The organism is Chryseobacterium sp. VAUSW3 (assembly GCF_002205795.1).
GTDB lineage: Bacteria > Bacteroidota > Bacteroidia > Flavobacteriales > Weeksellaceae > Kaistella > Kaistella yananensis.
Map to the genome: position 1 here is coordinate 1 of NZ_NIUY01000004.1, position 23,999 is coordinate 23,999.

Annotated in this window: 20 protein-coding genes; 7 read left to right on the forward strand and 13 right to left on the reverse strand. The window is 38.8% G+C overall.

What is annotated here, in order from left to right; translation table 11 throughout:
• Positions 1-314: 314 nt before the first annotated feature.
• Complete coding sequence (locus CDW55_RS12660) at positions 315-458, reverse strand: DUF2059 domain-containing protein (protein ID WP_410492782.1); 144 nt, start codon at positions 456-458, stop codon at positions 315-317.
• Positions 459-687: 229 nt separating this feature from the next.
• Positions 688-2,175 (reverse strand): histidine ammonia-lyase, encoded by a 1,488-nt coding sequence (gene hutH, locus CDW55_RS11255; RefSeq protein WP_088469875.1) that lies wholly within the window; start codon positions 2,173-2,175, stop codon positions 688-690.
• Between the two features lie 161 nt (positions 2,176-2,336).
• Here hutH and uvrC point away from each other — a divergent pair, with 161 nt between their 5' ends.
• On the forward strand, positions 2,337-4,130 hold the full coding sequence (gene uvrC, locus CDW55_RS11260; protein WP_088469876.1) for an excinuclease ABC subunit UvrC: 1,794 nt from the start codon (positions 2,337-2,339) through the stop codon (positions 4,128-4,130).
• Here the strand turns inward: uvrC and CDW55_RS11265 are convergent.
• Genes CDW55_RS11265 through CDW55_RS11280 form a run of 4 tightly spaced genes read right to left on the reverse strand, consistent with a single transcriptional unit; the run spans position 4,117 to position 9,767 of the window.
• Positions 4,117-4,905 carry a hypothetical protein gene (locus CDW55_RS11265; protein WP_088469877.1) on the reverse strand — a complete coding sequence of 263 codons (789 nt, stop codon included), beginning with the start codon at positions 4,903-4,905 and terminating at the stop codon, positions 4,117-4,119. The two genes, uvrC and CDW55_RS11265, sit on opposite strands and share 14 nt — an antisense overlap.
• A 33-nt stretch (positions 4,906-4,938) precedes the next feature.
• Positions 4,939-7,776, reverse strand: coding sequence for a T9SS type A sorting domain-containing protein (locus tag CDW55_RS11270; protein ID WP_088469878.1), 2,838 nt, complete (start codon positions 7,774-7,776; stop codon positions 4,939-4,941).
• Between the two features lie 12 nt (positions 7,777-7,788).
• Positions 7,789-8,868 (reverse strand): PorV/PorQ family protein, encoded by a 1,080-nt coding sequence (locus tag CDW55_RS11275; protein ID WP_088469879.1) that lies wholly within the window; start codon positions 8,866-8,868, stop codon positions 7,789-7,791.
• Positions 8,868-9,767, reverse strand: a complete 900-nt coding sequence (locus CDW55_RS11280) for a DMT family transporter (RefSeq protein ID WP_088469880.1) — start codon at positions 9,765-9,767, stop codon at positions 8,868-8,870. Before CDW55_RS11280 ends, CDW55_RS11275 begins: the two co-directional genes overlap by 1 nt.
• A 353-nt stretch (positions 9,768-10,120) precedes the next feature.
• On the opposite strand from CDW55_RS11280, the gene CDW55_RS11285 reads away from it, so the two are divergent.
• On the forward strand, positions 10,121-11,749 hold the full coding sequence (locus CDW55_RS11285; protein ID WP_088469881.1) for an acyl-CoA carboxylase subunit beta: 1,629 nt from the start codon (positions 10,121-10,123) through the stop codon (positions 11,747-11,749).
• A 22-nt stretch (positions 11,750-11,771) separates the two neighbouring features.
• Positions 11,772-12,377, forward strand: coding sequence for a hypothetical protein (locus tag CDW55_RS11290; RefSeq protein WP_088469882.1), 606 nt, complete (start codon positions 11,772-11,774; stop codon positions 12,375-12,377).
• A gap of 101 nt (positions 12,378-12,478) precedes the next feature.
• On the opposite strand, the gene ygiD is transcribed toward CDW55_RS11290, so the two are convergent.
• A complete protein-coding gene (gene ygiD / locus CDW55_RS11295; protein ID WP_088469883.1) occupies positions 12,479-13,306 on the reverse strand; it encodes a 4,5-DOPA dioxygenase extradiol in 828 nt (275 codons plus the stop codon).
• An 84-nt stretch (positions 13,307-13,390) separates the two neighbouring features.
• Positions 13,391-13,900 carry a YceI family protein gene (locus CDW55_RS11300; RefSeq protein WP_088469884.1) on the reverse strand — a complete coding sequence of 170 codons (510 nt, stop codon included), beginning with the start codon at positions 13,898-13,900 and terminating at the stop codon, positions 13,391-13,393.
• A 214-nt stretch (positions 13,901-14,114) separates the two neighbouring features.
• Here CDW55_RS11300 and CDW55_RS11305 point away from each other — a divergent pair, with 214 nt between their 5' ends.
• The 3 genes from CDW55_RS11305 to CDW55_RS11315 all read left to right on the forward strand — a co-directional run bounded on the left by CDW55_RS11305 (position 14,115) and on the right by CDW55_RS11315 (position 17,557).
• Complete coding sequence (locus tag CDW55_RS11305) at positions 14,115-14,810, forward strand: phosphatase PAP2 family protein (protein ID WP_088469885.1); 696 nt, start codon at positions 14,115-14,117, stop codon at positions 14,808-14,810.
• Positions 14,811-14,877: 67 nt separating this feature from the next.
• Positions 14,878-17,019, forward strand: coding sequence for a S9 family peptidase (locus CDW55_RS11310; RefSeq protein WP_088469886.1), 2,142 nt, complete (start codon positions 14,878-14,880; stop codon positions 17,017-17,019).
• Between the two features lie 76 nt (positions 17,020-17,095).
• Positions 17,096-17,557, forward strand: a complete 462-nt coding sequence (locus CDW55_RS11315) for a DUF1801 domain-containing protein (protein WP_088469887.1) — start codon at positions 17,096-17,098, stop codon at positions 17,555-17,557.
• Here the strand turns inward: CDW55_RS11315 and CDW55_RS11320 are convergent, their stop codons facing one another.
• The 3 genes from CDW55_RS11320 to CDW55_RS11330 all read right to left on the reverse strand — a co-directional run bounded on the left by CDW55_RS11320 (position 17,558) and on the right by CDW55_RS11330 (position 22,419).
• Positions 17,558-18,106, reverse strand: a complete 549-nt coding sequence (locus CDW55_RS11320) for an L-threonylcarbamoyladenylate synthase (RefSeq protein WP_088469888.1) — start codon at positions 18,104-18,106, stop codon at positions 17,558-17,560.
• Between the two features lie 65 nt (positions 18,107-18,171).
• Positions 18,172-21,210: an AAA family ATPase gene (locus tag CDW55_RS11325; protein ID WP_088469889.1), complete on the reverse strand. Its 3,039-nt coding sequence runs from the start codon at positions 21,208-21,210 to the stop codon at positions 18,172-18,174.
• A 3-nt stretch (positions 21,211-21,213) separates the two neighbouring features.
• Positions 21,214-22,419: an exonuclease SbcCD subunit D gene (locus CDW55_RS11330; RefSeq protein WP_088469890.1), complete on the reverse strand. Its 1,206-nt coding sequence runs from the start codon at positions 22,417-22,419 to the stop codon at positions 21,214-21,216.
• 106 nt (positions 22,420-22,525) lie between these two features.
• Here CDW55_RS11330 and CDW55_RS11335 point away from each other — a divergent pair, with 106 nt between their 5' ends.
• On the forward strand, positions 22,526-22,789 hold the full coding sequence (locus CDW55_RS11335) for a VF530 family DNA-binding protein (protein ID WP_410492780.1): 264 nt from the start codon (positions 22,526-22,528) through the stop codon (positions 22,787-22,789).
• Between the two features lies 1 nt (position 22,790).
• Here the strand turns inward: CDW55_RS11335 and CDW55_RS11340 are convergent, their stop codons facing one another.
• Together CDW55_RS11340 and CDW55_RS11345 are read right to left on the reverse strand one after the other, a co-directional pair.
• The gene (locus tag CDW55_RS11340; protein ID WP_088469891.1) at positions 22,791-23,165 is read right to left on the reverse strand and encodes a YchJ family protein; all 375 of its coding nucleotides are present in this window, start codon (positions 23,163-23,165) and stop codon (positions 22,791-22,793) included.
• 229 nt (positions 23,166-23,394) lie between these two features.
• Positions 23,395-23,898, reverse strand: coding sequence for a DinB family protein (locus tag CDW55_RS11345; RefSeq protein ID WP_088469892.1), 504 nt, complete (start codon positions 23,896-23,898; stop codon positions 23,395-23,397).
• Between the last annotated feature and the right edge of the window lie 101 nt (positions 23,899-23,999).

Below are 23,999 nucleotides of genomic sequence, written 5' to 3' on the forward strand. Positions count from 1 at the left end.
AGTAGGTCGCCGCCTGTTTTTTTAATCCTCATGCATGTATTTGATTGAGGATTTTTTGTGTTTATACAACTTACTAAAGGAAAATGCAGTTAAACTTACTTAAAGGAAATTTTAAATCAAAAAAAAGTATCGTGTAATTTTTATTACAAAAAAACTTCCAACAATAAATTCGTGGAAGCTTTTTATTATAATCTGATCTTTAATAGTAAGTTAACTATTTAGAAGGCATCGGAGGAGGAGGCGATGGATATACCTTTTTGGTAGCAAACGAGATTTCTTTTTCAAGTTTTTGAGTTAGTTCAACTGCCCACATTTTACCGATTTCCATGCTTTCTTGTAGAATTAATGGGGTTTTTATCAACCATTTTCTCACCTGTTGTACTACGATAAAATGTTATGAGACTTTCTATTTCCTGCTCAGTAAAATGTTTGGTATAGACGGGCATCAATTTTTCTATAAGTTCATTATAATTGACATATTTTGATGCTTTATCCCAATATTTAGTTGGAAAATCGGCCTAGTTCTTTTTATATTGTTCTATCATATATTCATATGATGTTTTCATCGGTTATGTGCTGCCCATCGAATCTAACAGTTCGGATACCTTCGTGTTTTTACTAGATGAGCATTTACCATAAAACTAAACAGCAGAAAACGGCTACTATTATATTTTTTCTCATATTTTATTAATTTACGTCAAATTTTCTCTCACGAATTAATTGCACTATGGCCCACATATCTTTACCAATTAATCTGTCATCTTCTAATTTTTCAACTTTTGTACGAATGAGATTATAAGCATTTTCAACATAATTCGAGCATTTTGCTGGTCTTCGGAACTCTAATCCTTGAGCGCCAAACATAAGTTCTACCGCTAAAATATTTTCTAAATTCCCCAAAACCTGATTGAATTTTCTTCCGGAAATACTTCCCATCGAAACATGATCTTCCTGTCCTAAACTTGTTGGGATTGAATCTGCGGAAGCAGGAAAACACAGTGTTTTGTTTTCGGTTACCAAGGCAGCCGATGTATATTGAGGTATCATAAATCCGGAATTTAATCCTGAACTTTCAACCAGTAATTTTGGCAGACCATATTTCCCTTCCAATAAAAGATAACTTCTTCTGTCCGATATATTGCCAAGTTCTGCAGCTGCTAAAGTAGCATAGTCTAAAGGTAATGCCAACAGCTGTCCGTGGAAATTTCCGCCAGAAATGGATTCTTCTTCACTTAAAACAATCGGGTTATCGGTTACCGAATTAAGTTCTGTTTCGGCTAAGTTTTTAAGATGCTCATAGGCATTTCTGCTCGCCCCGTGAACCTGTGGAACACAGCGCATTGAATACGGATCCTGCACGCGGTCACAAAACTCGTGTTCCTTTAGGTTTTCGGATCCTTCCAGAAACGTCAACATTCTGCCAGCTACTTTTCTACTGCCATCAAATGGACGGATATCGTGAAGTTCTTTTTTGAATGGACTGGAAGAGCCGCGGTATGCCTCCAAAGAGAGGGCAGCAGTTAAGTCGGCAAGATTTAAAAGATATTCAAACTTGTGAAGACCTAAAATGGCATGAGCTAGAATAAACTGAGTACCGTTAATTAGTCCCAAACCTTCTTTCGGGCCTAAAATCAGTGGTTCTAATCCATGTTTGTTCAGTACTTTGGCTGTTTCTACTATGGAATCATTTTCCCATACTTTTCCAAGACCTAAAAGCGGCAGAACCAAATGTGCCAGAGGGGCCAAATCTCCGGATGCACCTACAGATCCCTGTTCCGGAACGGCAGGGATGATGTCTTTTTCCAGCATCAGAATCATTCTTTCAATAACTTCCAGCGAAACTCCCGAAAATCCTTTCGACAGTGCGTGGATTTTGGCAATCATCATCATTTTGGACAACTCTTTGGCAATTGGTTTACCAACACCCACTGCGTGAGAAATAATGAGATTGTACTGAAGTTGCGCCGTTTCTTCTTCTGAAATTTTCACATCGCAAAGTGGTCCGAAACCAGTATTTATTCCATAAACCGTACGGTCTGATTCAACAATTTGGTGAACGTTTTTCTGAGATCTTAAAATTTTGTCTTTTGATTCCTTATTAAGTTTTGCATTATTGGGATTTGCTAAGATTTCCATTACATCGGAAATGGTAAAGTGGTCAACGCCGTAAATCATCGGTAAATTTTTCTTTAAAAATACAGTTTTTTACGGGATTGTGGAAATATGCGTCGAGGACTGAACAGAGCGCTTTTTTATAAAGAAAAGACCTACAGAAAAGGGGAAATGGAAGAGCGAAAAAACCGCCCGAATAAAAATCAATTCCCTATTTTTGTTACATGAATCCTGACCTTGAACTTCAGCTGAAAACTTTACCTTCCGAACCCGGAGTTTACCGTTACTACGATAAACACGGACAGTTGCTCTATGTCGGAAAAGCAAAACACCTGAAGAAACGGGTGCTTTCTTACTTCAATAAAAATCTTTCAGGATACAGAACCAGAATCATGGTTGGTAAGATTCACCGGCTAGAAACCACCATCGTTCCGAGTGAATATGATGCGCTGCTCCTAGAAAACAATCTTATCAAAGAACACCAGCCGTTTTACAACGTGATGCTGAAAGATGATAAGTCTTATCCCTGGATCTGCATCAAGAACGAAAATTTTCCGCGTATTTTTTTAACCCGAACCATGATTAAAGACGGTTCAGAATATTTCGGACCTTATGCGAAAGTTCGTCCTGCAAAAGTTTTACTCGATACCATTAAACATATTTACAAAATCCGCACCTGTAATCTGAATCTAGCCCCGGCAAAAATTGCAGAAGGAAAATATAAGGTTTGCCTGGAATATCACATCAAGAACTGCGAAGGTCCTTGTGAAATGCTCGAAACAAAAGAAAATTACGATCAGAAAATTGATGCAATACGGGGAATTATCAAGGGAGATTTCCGTCAGGCGAAAGAGTATCTGGTAAAGCAAATGACAAAGTATGCTGAGAATCTTGAATTCGAAAATGCCCATATCATCAAGGAAAAAATTGATCTTCTCGAAAATTATCAGCATAAACATACCGTAGTTAACCCCAATATTGATGATGTCGATGTTTTCGGGATGACGAGTGATGAAACTGCGGCTTATGTGAATTACTTTAAAATTCAGAACGGAAATATCATCCAGAGTTTTACGACGGAGATTAAAAAAATTCTCGAAGAAAGCGATGAAGATATTCTTGAAGAAGCCATGATCGAAATCCGGCAGAAATTCAACTCAGATTCCAAGGAAATTTTGATCCCGTTCCATCTTACGCTGCAGATTCCGAATGTAAAACTCATTGTTCCAAAAGTGGGCGACAAAAAGAGAATTGTGGAACTTTCAGAAAAAAATGCCAAAGAATACCGCATCGAAAAATTAAAACAGGTACAGATTGTAGATCCCGAAAGACATACCAACCGAATCATGGCAGAAATGCAGAAACTGCTGCGGATGCCTACTGAACCACGACATATTGAAGGTTTTGATAACTCGAATATCCAGGGAAGCAATCCGGTTTCGGCGTGCGTTGTATTTAAAAACGGAAAACCGAGTAAAGCAGATTATCGGATTTTTCACCCTAAAACCGTAGTGGGTCCTGATGATTTTAAAACCATGGAAGAAGTGATCTACCGCCGGTATAAACGACTTTTGGATGAAAATGAACCGTTACCTCAGTTGATTTTGATCGATGGAGGAAAAGGCCAGCTTTCGTCTGCCGTGAAAAGCCTGAAACTTCTTGGCCTGTATGGAAAAATTACCATCATCGGCATTGCGAAACGGCTGGAAGAAATTTATTTTCCGGAAGATTCCATTCCTCTTTACCTGGACAAAAAATCGGAAACGCTTAAGATTTTACAGCGTGTCCGGGACGAATCTCACCGTTTTGGGGTAAAACATCATCGCACAAGACGGAAAAATTCAACCATCAAATCTGAGCTTGAAGAAATTCCGGGAATTGGGGAAAAAGCCATCGAACTTCTGCTTTCAAAACTGAAATCAGTAAAAAGAGTAAAAGAATCTTCCAGGGAAACTTTGGAGGAAATTTTGGGTAAAAGCCGTGGCAGATTGGTTTGGGAGTATTTTAATACGCCATAATAACAGTCTCTTCAAAAATTTCTTTCCTGTAACTTCCGTCAGCATTGGGCAATTCAATCACGATATTTCCGTGTTCGAGGTATCCTAAAGTTTGGGTTCCGTCCTGAAGCTGAACTCTGTACACCTCTTTTTTAGTAGATTCTTTAAAAATGGCGTATGGAGTCGAATTATTAGGGTTGGCTAAAATAAACTGACTGTCGGAAATAAAAATCCGGTTCAGCATCATTTTTCCGTTGCTGAAGATTTCTGCTTTATTTTCAGTTTTTATCGTGTTGTTTTGGGTTTGGGTTGCTGTTGATTTCACAGGGTCGGCTTCGGCTGCTACGGTATGTTTTGGATTTTCGGTAATAACAGCCAATTTTACAGGATTTGAAGCGGGTAAATTTTTTAATGCCATATTTAAAGCATCTTTAAATCCGGGCTCGTATTCTTTAATGTTCGATTTTCCCTCAAATGAAGCCAAAGTTTTTCCGCTGCAATCTTTAAAGTTTACCTGAACTTTGTTTTTAAGGAAAGTGCTGGTATCCTCAATTTCTGCTTTCAGCACACCACATGGATTCTTTTTAGCAGCATCAGGCCAGGATTCACTGCTTTCACTGACGATCTCGTATTTTCCGGCCTTCAGTTTTGAGTTTAAAATCCCATTCAAACCGTATTTGCCGGATTCGAAATTCCCCGTTTTGGCCGCTATAGAAACATATTCGTAATTGGAAATATTCTGACTGTAAGCCGCAGCAAATAGAATGAAAAATGATAAGTGCAGGATTTTTTTCATGATAATTTATGTTTGACTTAAACTGACGAATGTTTATTTTTTAATAAATTTTTGAGAAAATCGGCTTCCGTTCTTAGTTGTGATTTCGATAATGTAATTTCCTGTGAGCAATCGCGAAATATCGATGGATTGATGCTGACCGGCGTATTTTCCACTCAGGATTTGTTTTCCCGTTGTGTCAAATATTTTGTATGTCTCGATTTGCGGGGTTTGGTTTTCTTTGATATTAATAAATGATGTTGCTGGATTTGGGTATAAGATTAATTTGATCTTTTCGCCTCCCGTCGCTGCATTTCCTGTACTGAGATAAACTGGTAATTCGGTTTTCACAATATAAAGTTCTGTGCCTGAACTTTTGGTTTTTGCCACAAAATAAATATAGTCATCATAAGAATGTAATTTTAAAATTTGATCATCAAAAGCGATCTGTTCGTCATTTAAAACGTTGATCGGCAGAGAAATTATGCTTTCAGCGGTTCCGTTTGTCCGCCAAAGCTGTGTGTTGTTTTCCCGGAGAAAATATAGATAATTTTTCGCACATGTTAAATTCGAAATCGAAGCGTTAGCATTATAGTTGATGATTTCTTTAGCCGAAGAGGTCGCGGTATTAATGCTCCAAAGCACGCGCAGCTTATCGTCATATGTTCCGTTTCCGACATAAATCTGATTTCCACATTTTTTAAAGGAAGTCTGGGTCCCAAAAAAGTTAGCACTGAGCAGATTGGTGGGCTCCGACTGCAGATCATTAAATCTGAAAACACTTCCATAACCGAGCTGAGACAAAATATATAATTTCCCATCATCGATTAACGTATTGTCGGCAACATTCCAGTCGCCGTATCCCCAGTCATTTGTGGGGAAAGGAATTTCTTTTATCTGCTCGGTATCTCCATTAAAGGCCCAGAGTTTCGTGTTTTTAGCCACTAATAGATGATTGTCAAAGACTTGTAAAAGTCGTGGAACATTGCTGTAGTAATCATTATCCGGAATGTCGAAAGCGATTTTTGTTCCGGTCGCGGTGCCGTCGGTTTTCCAGATCTGTGTTTGGTAATCTGCCGTATACACCGTGAAATATACATTGCCTTTGTACGAAATACTTTTGGCGTTTTGAACTGTGGAACCAGTCGGGATTTCTTTGATGAGTTCTACGGTATTACTCTCTACATTGTTTTTCCAGACGCGAATGTTTCTTTCCGGATTGGAGCTGTAGGTCGTCACGATGAGCGCTTCATCATTGAGATTTCCAAAAGAAGCAGAACTATCAAAAGTTTGAGGAAGCGATAAAAACTGCGTCTGCGTTTCCTCACCGTTTGTTTTTGCCAAAGCGCTCGTATATTCCGAAGGTTTTACGTAATAATATGTGCCTACTTTAAAAAGATCGCCCGTTGGCACGCTGTTCCAGCTCGGACTTTGCTTAATGACTTTTGGGATGTCACCTTTAGTGGTAATGCTGTAAAACTGGTTTCCAAACTCACCATCATTAGCGGTGAAAATGAGAGAGTTTTGTGCCGTGGTCTGCAGGTTCGACGGGAAACTTCCTATTTCATGCTGACTGTCTTTAAAAAGTAAAATTTCTGCAGTAGCCGGATCGAACTGAGATAACTCCAGACCAAATTTTTTGGTGTACAGATTAAAGATCAGTTTGTTGTCCTTTTCAACCGCATCGTGCAGTCGTGTTTCGTTGAGGGCGGTTACATTTAGATTTTCATCAAGCAGATAAAATAAGTTATGGGAGGCATTTTCAAGGAGCAGAAGTTTATTTTCCGGAAAATATTTCAGAAAATTCGGGCGAGAATAATCCGGGATTATGATATTTGTCGAAACCGTTCCCGCCATGGTACCGTCTGTTTTCCACAGCCTGTTCCGTTCGTTTATATTCGCGAAAAAGTAAACCGAATCTCCCAAAATCTGCAAACCTGTCCCTTCATTAACCGAGCTTGCAAAATGCATGGTAGCGTTTAAAGCCTTCGTGTTTTCGGCAGTTCCATCGGTGGCAAAAAGATTATTACCGTCAGTTGAGGTGTTACCAAAGAAAATAAGCTTATTGTTCAGAACCTTGCCGGAATTCACTCCATTGGTCTTAAAAATAAACTTTGCTTTTTTTGTGGCATTATCCAGGGCCCACAAACCATTTCTAGTTCCACTTGAGTCCTGGCCGTAGAAAAACAGTTGACCATTTAAAATATAACAGTCCAGATCTACATGTACGGTCAGCTGGTCATTGGTATCTAAAGATTTTATTTTAAAGGTGCCCGAAGTACCGCCGTCGGTCATCCAAAGTTCATTTTTATACGATGCATCTTTTGCGGCAAACACAAAATAAGACTGGTAAGGAAACGGTTTTTTCTCTAGTTCACCTGCCGTCGGCATAAGTAGTTGAGTTCCTGCCGTTGAACCATCAGAAATATAAACTGTTTTATTTCCGGTAATGATGATTTTTTCCGTATTTGAAGTCATTTGCATGACATAATTATCGGGAAATCCGAAAACCTTCCGGGTACCGTCCGTAGTTCCATTAGTTTCCCAAAGTTCATATTTGGAGTTTATTTCTGCGAGGAAGTAGGTTTTTCCTTTAAATAAAAGAAATTGGGGATCGCGCCCGAAAGGTGAGCTCGCATAAGGCACAAGCTCTTTCAGAAGCGTTGTTTTTTTTGTGGTGAAATTGTAAGACCAAAGTTCGTAATTCATATTCCAATACCCTGGCGACATATCGTTTTTGGCACCGGCGAAAAGAATTTGATCGTTATATTTAAATAAATTCCGGGCATCTAAGCCACTTTGGTAATTGATTTCGTACAATTCAGCATCGAGCTGTTGAGAAAAACCGAGTGTATAAAATACAGAAAGGACGAGGATGTAGATTTTTTTCATAGGAAAGTGGAATTAGTTTCGGAAATCTCCCATATCGAGTTTTAAGGAGAAAAAGTTGGAGTAAAAATTAGAGCCGCCAATCCCGGAATTGGTAATGGCGTAATCAAGGGTGAGTCCCTGATATTTAATCCCGATTCCTGCGCTTGGCTGAAAAGAAACTTTTCGCTTCAGATTTTCAATATCAGTTACAGTCTGAAATCTGTTGACGCCCACGCGTACAAAAATCATATCCTGAAATTTCAGTTCCGCGCCCGCATAAGGTGTGATGCTCGCAAAATCTGTGGAAATTACCGCTGCTGTTTTAGTAAAATCGATATTTAAACCTGCTTCGGGCTGCAGTTCCAGATCACGGTTGATCTCAAAATTCTTGCTGATTCCCAAATTCAGTTTCGGCATCGTGATTTCCATTTTATCTTTCGGTGCAGGATTGAATTCCTCGCCATTAACCACTGCCGAAAGTTCATCCTGGTTCACCGTCCAAAAATTAACTGTAGTAGTAGCATCCCGCAGCATGGCGCCGTAATTTATGCCATTGTCAGCGTTATAAAGTACGCCCAGATCGAAACCGAACCCATAACCGCTTGCAAATTTCCCCACATTTCGGTAAACCATTTTTGCATTTACACCAACTGAAAGCCGGTGACTGCCAGGTCGGAATGCATAGGAAAGGAGTGCCGCGTAATCAGACTGTGAGAAACTGCTGATCTTATCGTAATCAATATTTCCTTCTGAATCGATCATTTGAGTGGTGTTCAGAATATTATCAACTCCAAGGCGAACAACTGAAATGGCGAAAACACCACCGTTATTATCCAAAGGCTTCGCAAAAGCAATATAATCGTATTTTGCAATCGACTCGAAATATTCGGCGTGCATAGCAGCACCCTGCCAGTCACGGTCAATATCAATTAAACCTGCCGGGTTCCACATAGGCGAATACACATCGTTCTGGTTCGAAATTACCGCACCGCCCATCGCAAGTCCGCGGGCTCCGGCACCAATATTAAGAAATTCGTTGGAGTATTTCCTGATGATCTGCGCATCAGAAAAAATTCCTGAAAAAATAAAGAGTCCAAAGAATATTTTTTTCATCAAATTTCAACTTTTTGTGTGTTTGCTGTTTTTCTGGCTTTAATTACTCCATTGGCAATAATGGCTAAAATCATAATAAATGATGCGATATAAAATACCGGACTCATCTGCTCTGAATCACCAAAGATAAAAAAAGCAAGAATAATCCCATAAACAGGTTCTAAATTAACAGTGAGTATTAAAGTGAACGGAGAGATGTATTTCATCAGTTTTATCGATTCCAACATCGGGAAAGCGGTGAAAACACTTGCCAATAGTATGATTAACGATAAATCGCGGTAACTTATTTCATTAAGCTGTGTAATTTGTCCCGTAACGAGATAAAAGAAACTTAAAATAAGGAATCCTGCAAAAATTTCGTAGAAGATGATATTTCCTGAACTCGTTTTTCCATAGATTTTACCATTGAAAACTGAAAAGATTGTTCCAAAGAGGGCAGTGAGGATACCAAAGAAAATCCCTTCTTTGTAATGGAATTCGGTTTTGAAAATCATTCCCATACAGATTACGATCACAATTCCCATGATGACTTCGGAAATATCGATTTTCCGTTTGAAAATAATGGGTTCTAAAACCGCCGCAAAAAGAGTAGATAGCGAAAGGCAGCTCAGCGCAATTGAAACATTAGAAACTTTTATCGAATGAAAGAAAAAAAGCCAGTGAAAAGCCATGAATCCACCAATAATTGAAAGCTGTATCAAAAGTGTCCGGGAGATTTTTAAACTGTCACGCTTGAAGAAACGGATGAAGACAAAAAGAAAAAACGCAGCAAAAAGCATTCGGTAAAAAACCAGGATCTGTGCATTTACATGAATGAGCTTTCCCAAAATTGCAGTGAAACCCCATAAAAAAACGATAAGATGCAACCTGAAAAGCGCGGAATTTTTTAACACTGCCATTATTTTTTCAATTCATGCAAATCTACAAATCTCTTTTAAAATTTTAGTTAAAATATTGAATTTGATAGCAATAAATTAAGGAGCAAAAACCCCAAAAGTCTGTTGAACTTTTGGGGCCTTCAAATAATAAACTATTAAAAAAATAAATTAGGAACTGAATTCAAAAAATTCATGAAACTATTTAGGTTTTGTAAATCTGTAACGGGAAATCTGCGAAAATATTTTCCAAACAAAGGTTATTAAATGTTAAAATATGATAATTAATTTTCTGTGATTCAAATATTTACTGCAAAGCATTATCAATAAAGGAATTACAATTAAAAATCTTATCTTTAGAAAAATTTTTTTCACGGATGGATATCGAATTTAATAAAAGAGAAGATCAAAATAAATTAAAACTTGCAGAAATCAACAGGTTATTTGCAGAGATAAAAAAAGGCGGGGGCGAAAAACGTTTGCAAAAGCAGCGCGACGAAGGAAAATTAACTGCCCGTGAAAGAATTGAATATCTTCTTGATAAAAATTCAGAATCCATAGAAATCGGTGGATTTGCCGGTTATGGTATGTACGAAGAAGAGGGCGGCTGCCCAAGCGCAGGTGTTGTTGTCGTGATGGGGTATGTATCAGGAAAACAGTGTATTATCGTGGCAAACGATGCTTCGGTAAAAGCGGGTGCCTGGTTTCCGATCACTGCGAAAAAGAATCTTCGGGCCCAGGAAATTTCAATGGAAAATAAATTACCCATAATTTATCTTGTAGATTCCGCAGGTGTTTATCTGCCGATGCAGGACGAAATTTTTCCAGATAAAGAACATTTCGGAAGAATTTTCCGTAATAATGCGAAAATGAGTTCCATGGGGATCGTACAGATTTCGGCTGTCATGGGAAGCTGTGTTGCCGGCGGTGCCTATCTCCCGATTATGAGCGATGAAGCCATGATTGTAGATAAAACAGGCTCTATATTTTTGGCAGGAAGTTATCTTGTAAAAGCCGCCATCGGTGAAAACATCGACAATGAAACTTTGGGAGGTGCAACCACGCACTGCGAGATCTCCGGAGTTACCGATTATAAAGCCAAAGACGATCAAGACGCACTGGACCGCATTAAGAATATCATGAAAACCATAGGCAGCTATGAGAAAGCAGGCTTCGACCGCATTGAAAGTTTCCCCCCGAAAGAAGATATCAGCAATATTTTCGGACATATGCCGGCGTCCAGAGCCGATCAGTACGATACTTACAATATTATTAAATGCCTTGTCGATAATTCCGAATATGAGGAATACAAACCGGATTATGGCAAAACCATTATCTGCGCCACAGCAAGAATCGATGGCTGGAGCGTTGGGATTGTCGCCAATCAAAGAAAACTGGTGAAAAGCGGAAAAGGTGAAATGCAGTTTGGTGGCGTGATTTATTCAGACTCTGCTGACAAAGCGACAAGATTTATTGCCAACTGCAACCAAAGAAAAATTCCGTTAATTTTCCTTCAGGATGTTACCGGATTTATGGTAGGATCCAAATCAGAACACGGCGGAATCATTAAAGACGGAGCGAAAATGGTGAATGCCGTAGCCAACTCTGTGGTACCGAAATTCACTGTAATTACCGGCAATTCCTACGGAGCAGGAAATTATGCGATGTGCGGAAAAGCCTACGATCCAAGACTGATTGTTGCATGGCCATGGAGCGAACTTGCGGTGATGGGTGGAAGCCAGGCTGCAAAAGTTTTGGACCAAATTCAGGAATCTACTTTAAAGAAACAGGGAAAGGAGATCAGCGAAGAAGAACATAAGGAAATCCTCGATACAATTTCGAAAAGATATCAGAAACAGACCGAACCTACGTACGCCGCTGCAAGACTTTGGACCGACGCTATTATTAATCCGGTCGACACGCGCACCTGGATCTCCATGGGGATTGAAGCTGCCAACCATGCGCCGATTACGGAGAAATTCAATTTAGGCGTTATTCAGGTTTAAAAAATAAAATATCTCAAACAACATGAAAAAAATTCTACTCTTACTCAATTTTTTGAGTTTCACTTATGGTTTTGCGCAGTGTTATATTGAAGGTAATTCTTCAATAACTGTGGGGGAAACGGAAACTTATACGCTAAAAAATAATGCGGGACAATGTACTGACTGCCATCACTGGAGCACTTTTGCACGGAATGTTACCCTTCAGGGTGATGTAAAACAGAGCATTATTAAAGTAAACGCTCATGGGGCAGGACAGTTTATTCTGTCTATGGATATGCTTAGTTCACGCGGAAAGGTGCAGTGCAGCAAAGTGATCGATGTGGTTCCCAAGCCTTCAGCTGAAATTTATAATTCCCCTGCGTGCGATATTGGAACGGAAGGTTTTAAGGAAGTGAAAATAAGCGACGGAACTGTCTCTTTTGTTCCCTCAAAAGCAGAAACTCATTTGAAGTATGAATGGACAGCGGAATATGACAATGGCGAAAAGAAAATATCTGCCGAGAGCGCTGCGCAGTTTGCTTATTCGAAAGAGAAGGGCATCAGATCAGTAAGCCTTAAAGTTTATACCTCGAAATGTATGCGTACTTTCACCAAGACTTACGATGCAAATTACTGGCGGTTTTATTAAAATTCAGTATTCAAAAAAAAGATTCAGGAATATTTCTGAATCTTTTTTTATAGTCATTAAGTATACTTACACCTTAGTTTGACATTCCTTTGACATTCCTCTTAACCAATCCGCACGCTGGTCATGCTCAGGCTTCCGCCGATAAGTTCGTCGTTGAACAGCGAGAGGTTTTCGGATTTTTCTTTCAAACCTAAAGAATAAATAAGCGGCAGGTAATGATCCGGACTTGGTACCGCGGTTTGCAGTGCAATTCCTTGTTTTTGATAATCAATAAGATTCTGAAAATTACCGTCAAGAAGCCAGTTGTTGGTTTTTTCTCTTGCCTCAACAGCCCAATCCCAGCCTGCGCCAACGGTATTAATGTTTTTCCAGTCGATCATTCTTAAGTTATGCACGATATTTCCGCTTCCGATGATCAGAATTCCTTTTTCTCTTAATTTCTGTAGTTTTTTTGCCAAATCAAAATGATATTGTGGTGGTTTGGTGTAATCAATACTCAACTGGATTACAGGGATTTCTGCGTTGGGGTATAAATGTTTAATAACGCTCCACGCACCATGGTCGAGGCCCCAGCTGTGGTCTTCTTCCACGATTTCGGGAAGCAGGAGTTCTGCGGTTTCCTTAGCCAGTTCAGGATTTCCCGGAGCAGGATACTGCACCTCGAAAAGTTCTTTCGGGAAACCATAGAAATCGTGAATGGTTTGCGGGTTTTGCATTGCGGTAACAAAAGTCCCGTTGGTAAACCAGTGCGCTGAAATACACAGAATGGCATTTGGTTTTGGGATTTCGCGTGAAATATTCCGGAAACCCTGCACAAACTTGTTTTCTTCAATCGCATTCATGGGCGAGCCATGCCCGAGAAACAGAACCGGCATTTTTTCAGTGCTATTAAACTGCTGAGAAATATTTTCTAAATCGTTAAGGTTCATCCTGATAATTATTTAAAAATGAAAAGAGTTCACCGAAGCATAAAACTTTGGTGAACCCTAAAAAAAATAAACTATGAATTACTTTTATGCTTTTACGAACTGCAGTTCACCTGCAATTTTCACTTCGTCAGAAACCATTACACCTCCTGCTTCCAGCGCTGCGTTCCAGTTAAGACCAAAGTCGCTTCTATTAATTTTTCCTTCGAAAGAGAAACCAGCTTTGGTCTGCCCCCACGGATCTACGTTAATTCCACCAAAATCAACATCCAGTTTCACCGGTTTTGTAACACCGTTAATCGTAAGATTTCCGGTAACCTCATCATTTAAAGAATCGGTTTCAAAGGTAATTTGGGGATGAGCCTCCGCATTGAAAAATTCTGCTGATTTCAGGTGATTGTCTCGGTCGGTATTGTTAGTACTGATGGATGAAGTATCAATACTTGCGCTTGCTTTTACATTTTTGAAGTTTTCGTCTTCACTTTCCAGATCTACGTTAAAGTTTTTAAATTCACCTTTTACGTTAGAAATCATCATGTGTCTTACTTTGAAAGTAATTTCACTGTGCGACGGGTCTAAATTCCATTTTGTTGACATAATATTTTATTTTTTGGTTGTTATTTAATTTTGATACTGCAAAGATACCTTCAGCACCAATCTCCTACATTGATGTAAGATAAGAAAGATCACTGATCTTATGAGGCGGTTATTTACACTATAAAATTATCCAATAAAACATATTTGTAAGAAAATTTAATATTATTTAACGCAGTAAGGTTTTCTTTTCAGTATTTTTGAGTAAACTTTACATATGAACCGCTGGCTTTCGTTTGTTCTTTTCTTTAACGTTTTTATCCTGAATTATGCTCAGCAAAAAGACAGCTTAGGGATAGAAAACCGTCCTTTGAGTTTTAATTTGAAAAAAACCATTGTTCCGGTTGCGCTGATGACCTCCGGAATTATTTTCGATGGAAACGGCAGGGAATCCCTGAAAAATGAGGTGGTAGAAGAACGTAACGAGCATCTTTTCGGATTTACCAATCATCTTGATGATTATGCCCAGTTTGCGCCTTTTTTTGCAGTATACGGATTTGAATGGGCAGGCATGAAACCCCTAACCGACTGGAAAAACCGTACGGCGATTTTAATGAAATCCCAGTTCGTAAACCTCGGTTTGGTTTATGTCCTAAAAACCACCCTGAAAAGAACGCGCCCGGACGGCACTGCATTTTCCTTTCCGTCGGGTCATACCGCAAACGCATTTGCGGGCGCTACCATGCTTGCCATTGAGTATGGTGAAAATCATCAGTGGGTTCCTTACGTTTCTTATGCATTCGCCAGCGGAATCGGTGTGATGCGCATGGCAAACAACAAACATTACATTTCCGATGTGCTGTTCGGTGCAGGTTTGGGAATCTTATCGGTAAAAGCCGCATACTGGACCCATCAGTACCGATGGAACAGGCAAAAAAGTGAAAGCGATCCTTTTGCCGGAATCATTTACTAGCGCACAAATTAACATTCCTTAACAGATTCGTTTTTATTTCTTATTTTTAGCACATTAAATTTAAGAAATGAAATTTTCAAAATTACCTTTATTAGTGCTTGGTTTCGGGAGCTTAGTGTTTGCCCAGAACCAAAAATATACCATGGCTGAAGCAGTGAACGGACTGCGCAGCAATCTGGCAATTAAAAGTATTCCGCAGTTTTCGTGGAGTGATGATGCGAAATCTTATATCCAGGGAACCAAAAATGCTTATCTGATTACTGAAGTACAGAGCATGAAAGCCGATACGTTAGTTTCATTATATCAGCTCAATAAAAATCTTGCTGCAGATAAAAAACTCAAATCTTTTCCGCAGGTAAAGTTTACAGGAAAAGATAAAGGATATTTTACCAGAGAAGGGAGGTATTTCCGGCTTGAAAAAACCGGTTCGGACTGGAAAATCACAGAATGGACTGCACTGAATGAAGGCGCAGAAAATGTAAAGGTTCTCGGCGATAACAAAACCATCGTTTATACCGTAAAGAACAATCTTTTCGTTAACAGAAACGGCAAAACTGTAGCCATTACTGATGATGAAAATGCAGCCATTGTAAACGGACAGGCCGTACACCGAAGCGAATTTGGTATTGATGGCGGAATTTTCGCTGCCCCGAATAATAATAAAATTGCATTTTACAGAATGGATGAAAGTATGGTGACCGATTACCCGATCATCGACTGGGCTTCGACCCCTGCAAAAAATGTCAACATTAAATATCCAATGGCAGGAAACACCTCGCATCAGGTGACTTTGGGCGTGTATGACATTAATTCCCAGAAAAAAACCTTCCTAAATATTGAAGGAGATAAAGAGCAGTATCTTACCGCAGTGACCTGGAGTCCCGATTCAAAGTATATTTTTGTAGGCGTGTTAAACCGCGATCAGAATCATCTGAAAATGAACCAGTACGATGCGGTTTCTGGCAATTTTGTGAAAACGTTATTCGAAGAAACTTCGGATAAATATGTAGAGCCTCAGCATCCTTTATTATTTTTCCCGAACTCCAACACCGATTTCATCTGGCAAAGTCAGCGCACGGGTTACAACCATCTTTTTCATTACAGTCTTGAAAAAGGTCTGATCGCTCAGATCACCAAAGGCGACTGGCTGGTGACGGATATCTTAGGCTTTAATGAAAAAAAGAAGGAAATTTATTACGCTTCCACCCAGGAATCTCCGATGGAAAGACATCTTTACAGAATTAACTGGAATAATTTCAAAACCCAGAAATTATCTGCTGCTCCCGGCATGCATACGGGGATTTTAAGCAAAGACGGAACACAGCTTTACGATATTTACAGCAATGCAACTACGCCGCGCTCTATAAATCTTTTGAACACAGCGACTTTAAAATCGAAAAACATTCTGACTTCAGAAAATCCTTTGAAAAATTATAAAAGGCCTGAAATTAAAAATGTAACGCTAAAGGCTGATGACGGAACGCCTCTTTTCGGAAAAATTATTCTTCCGACAGATTTTGATGCCACTAAGAAATACCCGACAATTGTTTACCTGTATAACGGGCCGCACCTTCAGCTTGTAACGAACAGTTTTCCTGCTTCCGGTAATCTTTGGTACGAATATATGGCGCAAAACGGCTATATCGTTTTCACGATGGACGGCAGAGGATCATCTAACCGAGGTCTGAAATTCGAACAGGCAGTTTTCAGAAATTTGGGCGAAACTGAAATGAATGACCAGCTTAAAGGCGTAGATTACCTGAAATCGCTTCCTTATGTTGATGGCGACAGATTGGGAATTCACGGCTGGAGTTTCGGCGGTTTTATGACGACAAGTTTCATGCTTAAACATCCGGAAGTTTTCAAAGTTGGCGTAGCTGGCGGGCCGGTAATCGATTGGAGCATGTATGAAATTATGTATACCGAAAGATATATGGATACGCCACAAACCAACGCGGAAGGATATAAAAATTCTAATCTCCTGGATAAAGTGCAGAATCTGAAAGGTAAACTCCTGATGATTCACGGCGCGCAGGATGATGTTGTTGTTTTGCAGCATTCGATGAAGTTTCTCAAAGCTGCAGTTGACAACGGTGTTCAGCTTGATTACTTTGTTTATCCGGGCCATGCGCATAATGTGATGGGCAAAGACAGGGTTCACCTGATGCAGAAAGTAACCGATTACTTTGATGAGTATCTGAAAAAATAAAAAGAAATCCGGAAATAATTTTTCCGGATTTTTTATTTTAAGATTCGATTGTGTATTTTAGTAAAAAATTAAAGCCATGCAAATTCCGGCAGCCTCAATTGAAGAATATCTTGTAAATGTACCAGATGAAAGAAAAGAAGCATTTACAACGTTGTATAAAACTATTTCCGAACATCTTCCCAAAGGTTTTCAGGAAAGTTTAACTTACGGAATGATCGGGTGGAGCGTCCCTTTGGAAACGTATCCGGACGGTTATCACTGCACACCAAACACGCCGCTTCCTTTCATCAATTTGGCATCGCAGAAAAATTTTATTGCCTTATATCACATGGGAATTTATGCAAATCCAGAACTTTTAGATTGGTTTGTGAATGAATTTCCGAAACATTCCAAACGGAAACTGGATATGGGAAAATCGTGCATCCGCTTCAAAAATCCTGAAGATATTCCTTTTGAATTAATTGCAGAACTGTTGCAAAAAATGTCACCACAAGAGTGGATTTCGCTTTACGAAAAACTTTATAAAAAGAAGAAATAATTATTCGCGGAGGACTTTCACACGGCCATCCTTCCACATTCTTATGACCGAAGATCCTGAATATTGTGAGATTTTGTCGTGGTTTTCTTCAGCTACTGCATCGACAGAACTGATGATTTCCTTGGAAATATCTGAGAACTGCATGGGTGATTTGTCGCCGCTAAAGTTGGCTGAGGTTGAAACCAGTGGTTTATTCAGTTTTCCGATGAGTTTTTTGAGATAATCGTCTTTTACCAGACGGATTCCGATGCTGCCGTCTTCCGCAAGGATTTCCTTTGGCAAACCTTTAGGATTGTCATAAATCAAAGTCACGGGTTTTTCGGACAGATCCATGATTTCCCAGGCCAGTGCCGGAACTTCCACCAAATCCTGCAGTCTTTTCTCCGATTCCACCAGGATAATCATCGATTTTGATTTTTCCCGTTTTTTGATTTCAAAGATTTTATTGATTGCTTCAGGATTCGTCGCGTCGCAGCCAATTCCCCAAATGGTATCGGTGGGATAAAGGATGGTTCCGCCGGATTTCAGGGTGTCGATGAGGTTTTGCATAAGAAATATTTGTGGGCGTAAATTTAAAATATTGTTTTCAGATTTCAATTAAACGGTGCGAAGGTTTACATCACCTCAATCAAACTGCCTCTTTCCTCGTCTTTACGGATGTTCAAGGAGACCGGGATTTTCTCTTTCAGTTCTTCCACATGCGAAATAATTCCGACAATTCTGTTTTCCTTTTGCAGACTGGTTAAGGTTTCGAAAACCACATTTACAGACTCCAGATCCTGGGTTCCGAAACCCTCATCGATGAAAAAGAAATTCTTATCTGCTCTCGCATTGGTCTGAACGCTTTCTGCAAGTGCCAAAGCAAGGCTGAGTGATACCTGAAATGCCTGTCCGCCGGATAAAGTTTTTACACTTCGGGAGCGGCCTTCGTTGAGATAATCGATGATTTCAAAATCGTTGTTTTCATTCAGCTGAAGACTCAGCTGGTTGCGCGTCATGCGGTGAAAACGGATGTTCGCCTGGTCGCAGAGCTGACGGAGATAAATGGAAGATACATACTGCACAAAACCCGCACCTTTAAAAAGATTCGTCATAATTTTTAGGTTTTCAGCGCGCTTCTGAAGTTTCGAAAATTCTTTCAGTAAATTCTCTTTTTTACTGAACTCCATGACTAACCTGTCAATCTCTGAACTGATTTTTATAACCGCATTGTTGGCGTTTGTTTTTTCGCTTTCAAGGGTTTTGAACTGCGTTTCGGCTTCTGTGAAACGGTTTTCATCAAAATTAAATCCTTCGAGTTTGGTTTCGAGCTCAGAGATTCCGTTTTTTAGCGTTTCGAACTCAATCCTGAATTTTTGGATTTGATTTTTTGCTGCTGCTACATCAATTTTTTGCGCTAAAACAGGTTCAATTTCATGAAGATACGCAAATTTGTTTTCGGTTAAAGCCTTGTTAATCTGGTTGTTGTTTTTTGAAATCTCTTCATTTAAAGATAAACTCCTTTTTTCGAGTTCTTTTTTAGTCGTTTCTTCAGCAGAAAGTTTTACCGCAAGTTCCTGTTCCTGTTTCTTTAAATTTTGGTAATTCTGCTCAGTTTCGAGATTAGTTTTTGATAAATCGGAATGTAATTTTCCGACTTCGCTCACACTTTTTTCACGGTAATCATTCCAGCGTAAAACCTTCAGATTCGCTTCATTGGTCGTGATTTTGGTTTCAACTTCGTGTTCTTTCAGTTTAAAATCCTGAAGTGCTTCATTGAATTTGTCCAACTGTTTCTGAGATTTTTCAAGGTTTTCCTGTTCTGCTGAAATCTGTTTCTGAAGGTCGTCGATCTGTTTTTCGATTGCAAAAGATTCAGATTTTTTACTCAAGAATTCTGTTTCATTTTGAGGATTAAATTCTTTCCAGATGAATAGATTTTGATGGTTTTCAATCTGTATTTTTATATCTTTTGAATTTTCCTCCTCAGTATTTAGCTGAGATTGCTGTAATTTCTTTCTTTCCAGAATTTTTTCGACTACTGAAATTTGAGACTGAATCTCTTTTTGCTGGAAATCAATTTGCGCCAAATGCTCATTTAATAAATTCATTTCAGCGGTAACATCATCAATTTCCACAATATGCGGATGCTGCAGTGAGCCGCAAAGCGGACAGGATTTTCCGTCATGAAGTTCGTCCACAAAATGGGCCAACTGCTGCTGAACTTCGAGCTGGCTTTTCTTTGCTAAACTTTTGGTTTTATCACTTTCAAGCCGATCCATTTTCAACCGAAACTCTTGAGGAAAGTTTTCCGGATCGATGTTGAAAGGCTGTAATTCTTCTTCAATTTTCAGAAGTCCGGCCTTAATTTCAGTGATTTTACTGGTTTGTTTCTGAAAAGAATCGCTTAAGTTTCTTTGTTCAGAAAACCAGTTCCCAACGTTCAGCAGCAAGTTGGTGTCGAGTTTTTTGGGTCTCAGATTTTCCAGCTGAGCATGTAATCCGGAGATTTTTTCTTTGATTGTTTTTTGAAAATTTTCGACTTCCTTTACTTTCGCAAAGCCGTTTTCTGTGCGCTCTTTTAGAGATTTAATGTCAGTTGAATACGTGAGCATCTGAAAAATCAGATTCAAGTCATTTTCCTGAATTTTGGAATCACTTAATGTTTCATATTTCGGCAAAACAGTTTCAAATTCCTTCTTATTTTGATCAACTTTTGATAAGGTTTCTTTTAAAAGTTCTGCATTTGAAGTCTGCTCTTTTTGAAGATGGTGTAATTCCGTTTGAAGTTTTTCTTTCTCTGAAATTAATGGGTTAAACGCGCAAGAAATTTTATCATACAAATCCGTTTTTGCTTCCAGTGCATCAATTTTTTCTTTTTCGATAAGAAGTTTTGCGAAGTTTTCTTTCTTCGAATTGAGCAGTTGGAAATCGGTTTTCAGATTTTTTAGTTGCCGGAAATGATCTTCTGCTTTTTTAAATTCAATATTAATGTTTTCGAATTTCTGCTTTTCTGTTTGAAGTAATTCTCTTTGTATTGAGATGTTTTCTTCATTAATATCTTCAAAACCTTTTAGCTGACCTTCCAATTGATTGAGCGCTGCAGTGTTTTTATTGTTTAAAATTGAGGCATTATTCTGCAGATCATATTGCTGAAGACTGAAAATTTCCTTCATCATATTCGTGCGTTCTGTTGCACCCAATTCGAGAAACTCTTTAAACTGTCCCTGAGGAATAATGATGGTGCGTTTAAAGTTCGCATAACTCAGTCCAATAATTTTTTCGCAATCCGAATGCTCCAAAGGAATCCAGTTTTCGTTGTGTTTTTCGTAAAACGTTGCTTGGACGGGTTTTACATCGTCAAATTTTTTAGAATTCCGTCTGAATTCCCTTTGAACGCGGAAATTTTTATTTTCGTGATTGATGAAATCGAACTGAATAAAGGACTTATTCGCTTTCAGATTCATCATATTGTACGCCCTTTTATCCTGCTTATTGAGGCGTTCGGTTTCGCCGTACAATGCAAAAGAGATGGCTTCTAAAATGGAAGATTTCCCGGAACCGACAGCCCCGAAAATACCGAAAAGTCCGGCTTCCGTAAGATGGGAAAAATCAATGGACTGCCGCTCCTGATAAGAGTACAAACCTTCAAGGGTGAGCTGAACTGGAATCATAATTTAAAGGTTTTTAATTTCGTTAAACAGCTCGATGAGATCATCGTTCGGTGCCTGGCCGTTGTTTTTAGTTTTGAAATAATCTTTAAAAAGCGCCTGGATATCCTGATTTAAATTGATGGTTCTCAACTGACTTTCACTGAATTCTTCATTTTTCATTTTAGGAATTAAATGGACAATTCCGGGGTGAGCCTGATAAATTTTTTTGCGGTCCTCCGCTTTCAAAAAAGTTTCGCTTTCCAGAGTGAGTTCCACCAAAGTATTTTGATTTTCTTTGAGCCATTCAACAGCGTGTTCTATATTGTTGAAGGTTTTTCTTACCAAAGATTTCCCTTGTTGTAAGGCAATTTTTTCAAAAGAAACATGCTGATTCGGCTGTGCCTCGATAATAGAAACAAATTTGGTCTGTCCGGCTTCACTGAAACTGTAGCAAAGTGGGGAAGAGGAGTACACAACGGGTTTTTCAGCCGTCCCGATATTTCTGAAACCATGCAGATGTCCCAAAGCCGTGTACTGAATCTGAGGTGGAATGCTATCTGAAAAAATAAGATCAGCATTCCCGATTTTAATAGGTTTTTCACCTTCAGGTTCGTCCAGAAGCGGTGTTCCTTTTCTGTTCATGTAAAGATGCGCCGTCATAAGGTTTACACCTGCTTTATCACAGAATTCATCAGCCAAACGCTGCCAGTTTTCTGCCAATACCTGATTAAGATCTTCTTCTTTATTTTCACCGAAATATTCTTTCAGGCGGATTTCGTTTGCATAAGGAGTATGAAGAATCCTTACCGGAAATTCCTGATTTTTGAGCTTTATTTCTATAAAACCCGGAACCGAACACGTAATTTTAAACCCATCGAGTTCAAAAGGATTTACCGCTGCTTTGGGATGACCTATTAAGACAATGCCACATTCTCGGGCCAGCGGATCGGGTGCATCAATCAGGTTTGGCGAATCGTGATTGCCGGAAATTGCGATGACCGGGCGTTTCCCGTTCAGCGATAGACGTTTCAAAGTTTTGTAAAAAAGTTCGGTGGCTTCAACACTTGGATTGAAATTATCGAAAAGATCGCCGGCAACCAGAACAAGATCAACATTTTGTGCGTCGGCAATTTCTACGATTTCATTCATGACCAGAATCTGTTCTTCGAGTCTCGAAAAACGGTCCAGCCGTTTACCCAAATGCCAGTCGGCTGTATGCAGAATTTTCATGTTCAGAAAAAATTAATGATGAAATGTAATCTGTAGCGATTTCCCGTCTCAAATGTAAGGACAAAAAATAGTGATTTTTTACTTTTTACCGCATATATAAATTGTAATGTTTACTTTTACGGGCATTATGGAACATAAAGATCCTTTACACGGAAAACGTTTAGATGCAATTTTAGAAGAATTGGTCGAATATTACGGAGGTTTTGAAGAGTTAGGAAAACAAATTAATATCAAATGTTTTACCGATAATCCGAGTATCAATTCCTCGCTAAAATTCCTTAGAAAAACTGATTGGGCCAGATCGAAAGTGGAAAGTCTTTATCTCTATGTCCTACGACAGAAAAAGAAGCAGGCGAAAAGGAAACCATAAATTAATCTATAAATTTTCCAGAAACATAATACCATCTTCCGTTCACATTTTCAAAAAGCGAATGTTCATGATGAATTTGCGGTTTCCCATTTTCATCATTATAGTAAGCTTTGAATTCTACTTGGTTTAAAGTTGATTTCAAGGTTTCCAATTTCGTCCATTCATTGCTTTCTCCCCATTCCTGCAAATCCTTTTTGTTATGGAATTTTCTTTTTGTAGGGAGTGTTGTTTCCATTAAATATTCACCATTCGGAATTGCAAAAGCCGAAAATCTCGAACGCATCAAAGCTTCCGCAGTGGGAGCTTGCTGTTCTCCCGAGTGAAAGGGTTTACAGCAATTTTCGTAAAGTTTTCCGGAGCAACAGGGGCAGTTCATGTTTTGTAATTTTTTAAAAATAAGTTTCGGCTAAAACTAATGCTCATTTTAAAAAATAAACGCGCTAAAGCCCGTTCCAATTGAATTTTGCAAATCATATAATCGAAAAAAAAATGATTACAATTTCAACCGAACCTTCAGTTTCTAATTGAAAAAGTTTAAATAGCGGTGGACTTTAGCCGACCTTAATTTGCGGATTAATTTGGCTTTAGCCAAACTTATAAAAATATTAAAATTTTGATAAATACCTTTCCTCAATAATATTCAAATGGTGAATCGTATGACCTACTATTAATTTCCCTATCGTTTCTACCGAAATTTCATTTCCGTTCGCGATTCCTGTTTCCGAAAGCTGAATTACATTTAAATTTTCAAAAAAAAGACTTGAAGATTTTCTCACGGTTTCAAATTCATCGATAAGACTTTGCAACGATCTCTCAGTAGAAAAATAATGTTTTGCGTAGGTTTCTTCATCCCAACCCGCAAGTTCGGTTCGGTCTTTTCTGGCAAAACGAAGTGCGCGGTAAGCGAAAATTCTTTCCGCATCAATTAAATGTTGCAAAAGTTCTTTCAGCGTCCATTTTCCTTCTGTGTATGCAAAATTTGATTGATCTTCAGCTAAAAATGAATAAAGTGAAACGGTTTTTTCACCGGTTTTTTTCATTTCTTCCAGCCAATTTTCAGTTGGAATAAGGTCTAAATATCGTTGAATGTATTTTTGAAATTCTGTCATTAGTGAATGATAAAAAAACCACAAAAGTCACAAAATCTTAATTACATGAAAGCCGTTTTATTTAACTTTTTAAAGTAAAAATAAGTTCAACTTTCTGCGCT

Coding starts and splice junctions, on each gene's coding strand:
- CDW55_RS11300 (WP_088469884.1), bottom strand. CDS start 13,900: ATGTCAACAAAATGGAATTTAGACCCGTCGCACAGTGAAATTACTTTC.
- CDW55_RS11320 (WP_088469888.1), bottom strand. CDS start 18,106: ATGCAAAACCTCATCGACACCCTGAAATCCGGCGGAACCATCCTTTAT.
- CDW55_RS11275 (WP_088469879.1), bottom strand. CDS start 8,868: ATGAAAAAAATATTCTTTGGACTCTTTATTTTTTCAGGAATTTTTTCT.
- hutH (WP_088469875.1), bottom strand. CDS start 2,175: ATGATTTACGGCGTTGACCACTTTACCATTTCCGATGTAATGGAAATC.
- uvrC (WP_088469876.1), top strand. CDS start 2,337: ATGAATCCTGACCTTGAACTTCAGCTGAAAACTTTACCTTCCGAACCC.
- ygiD (WP_088469883.1), bottom strand. CDS start 13,306: ATGAACCTTAACGATTTAGAAAATATTTCTCAGCAGTTTAATAGCACT.
- CDW55_RS11280 (WP_088469880.1), bottom strand. CDS start 9,767: ATGGCAGTGTTAAAAAATTCCGCGCTTTTCAGGTTGCATCTTATCGTT.
- CDW55_RS11310 (WP_088469886.1), top strand. CDS start 14,878: ATGAAATTTTCAAAATTACCTTTATTAGTGCTTGGTTTCGGGAGCTTA.
- CDW55_RS11315 (WP_088469887.1), top strand. CDS start 17,096: ATGCAAATTCCGGCAGCCTCAATTGAAGAATATCTTGTAAATGTACCA.
- CDW55_RS11285 (WP_088469881.1), top strand. CDS start 10,121: ATGGATATCGAATTTAATAAAAGAGAAGATCAAAATAAATTAAAACTT.
- CDW55_RS11265 (WP_088469877.1), bottom strand. CDS start 4,905: ATGAAAAAAATCCTGCACTTATCATTTTTCATTCTATTTGCTGCGGCT.
- CDW55_RS11290 (WP_088469882.1), top strand. CDS start 11,772: ATGAAAAAAATTCTACTCTTACTCAATTTTTTGAGTTTCACTTATGGT.
- CDW55_RS11330 (WP_088469890.1), bottom strand. CDS start 22,419: ATGAAAATTCTGCATACAGCCGACTGGCATTTGGGTAAACGGCTGGAC.
- CDW55_RS11345 (WP_088469892.1), bottom strand. CDS start 23,898: ATGACAGAATTTCAAAAATACATTCAACGATATTTAGACCTTATTCCA.
- CDW55_RS11270 (WP_088469878.1), bottom strand. CDS start 7,776: ATGAAAAAAATCTACATCCTCGTCCTTTCTGTATTTTATACACTCGGT.
- CDW55_RS11305 (WP_088469885.1), top strand. CDS start 14,115: ATGAACCGCTGGCTTTCGTTTGTTCTTTTCTTTAACGTTTTTATCCTG.
- CDW55_RS11335 (WP_410492780.1), top strand. CDS start 22,526: ATGTTTACTTTTACGGGCATTATGGAACATAAAGATCCTTTACACGGA.
- CDW55_RS11340 (WP_088469891.1), bottom strand. CDS start 23,165: ATGAACTGCCCCTGTTGCTCCGGAAAACTTTACGAAAATTGCTGTAAA.
- CDW55_RS11325 (WP_088469889.1), bottom strand. CDS start 21,210: ATGATTCCAGTTCAGCTCACCCTTGAAGGTTTGTACTCTTATCAGGAG.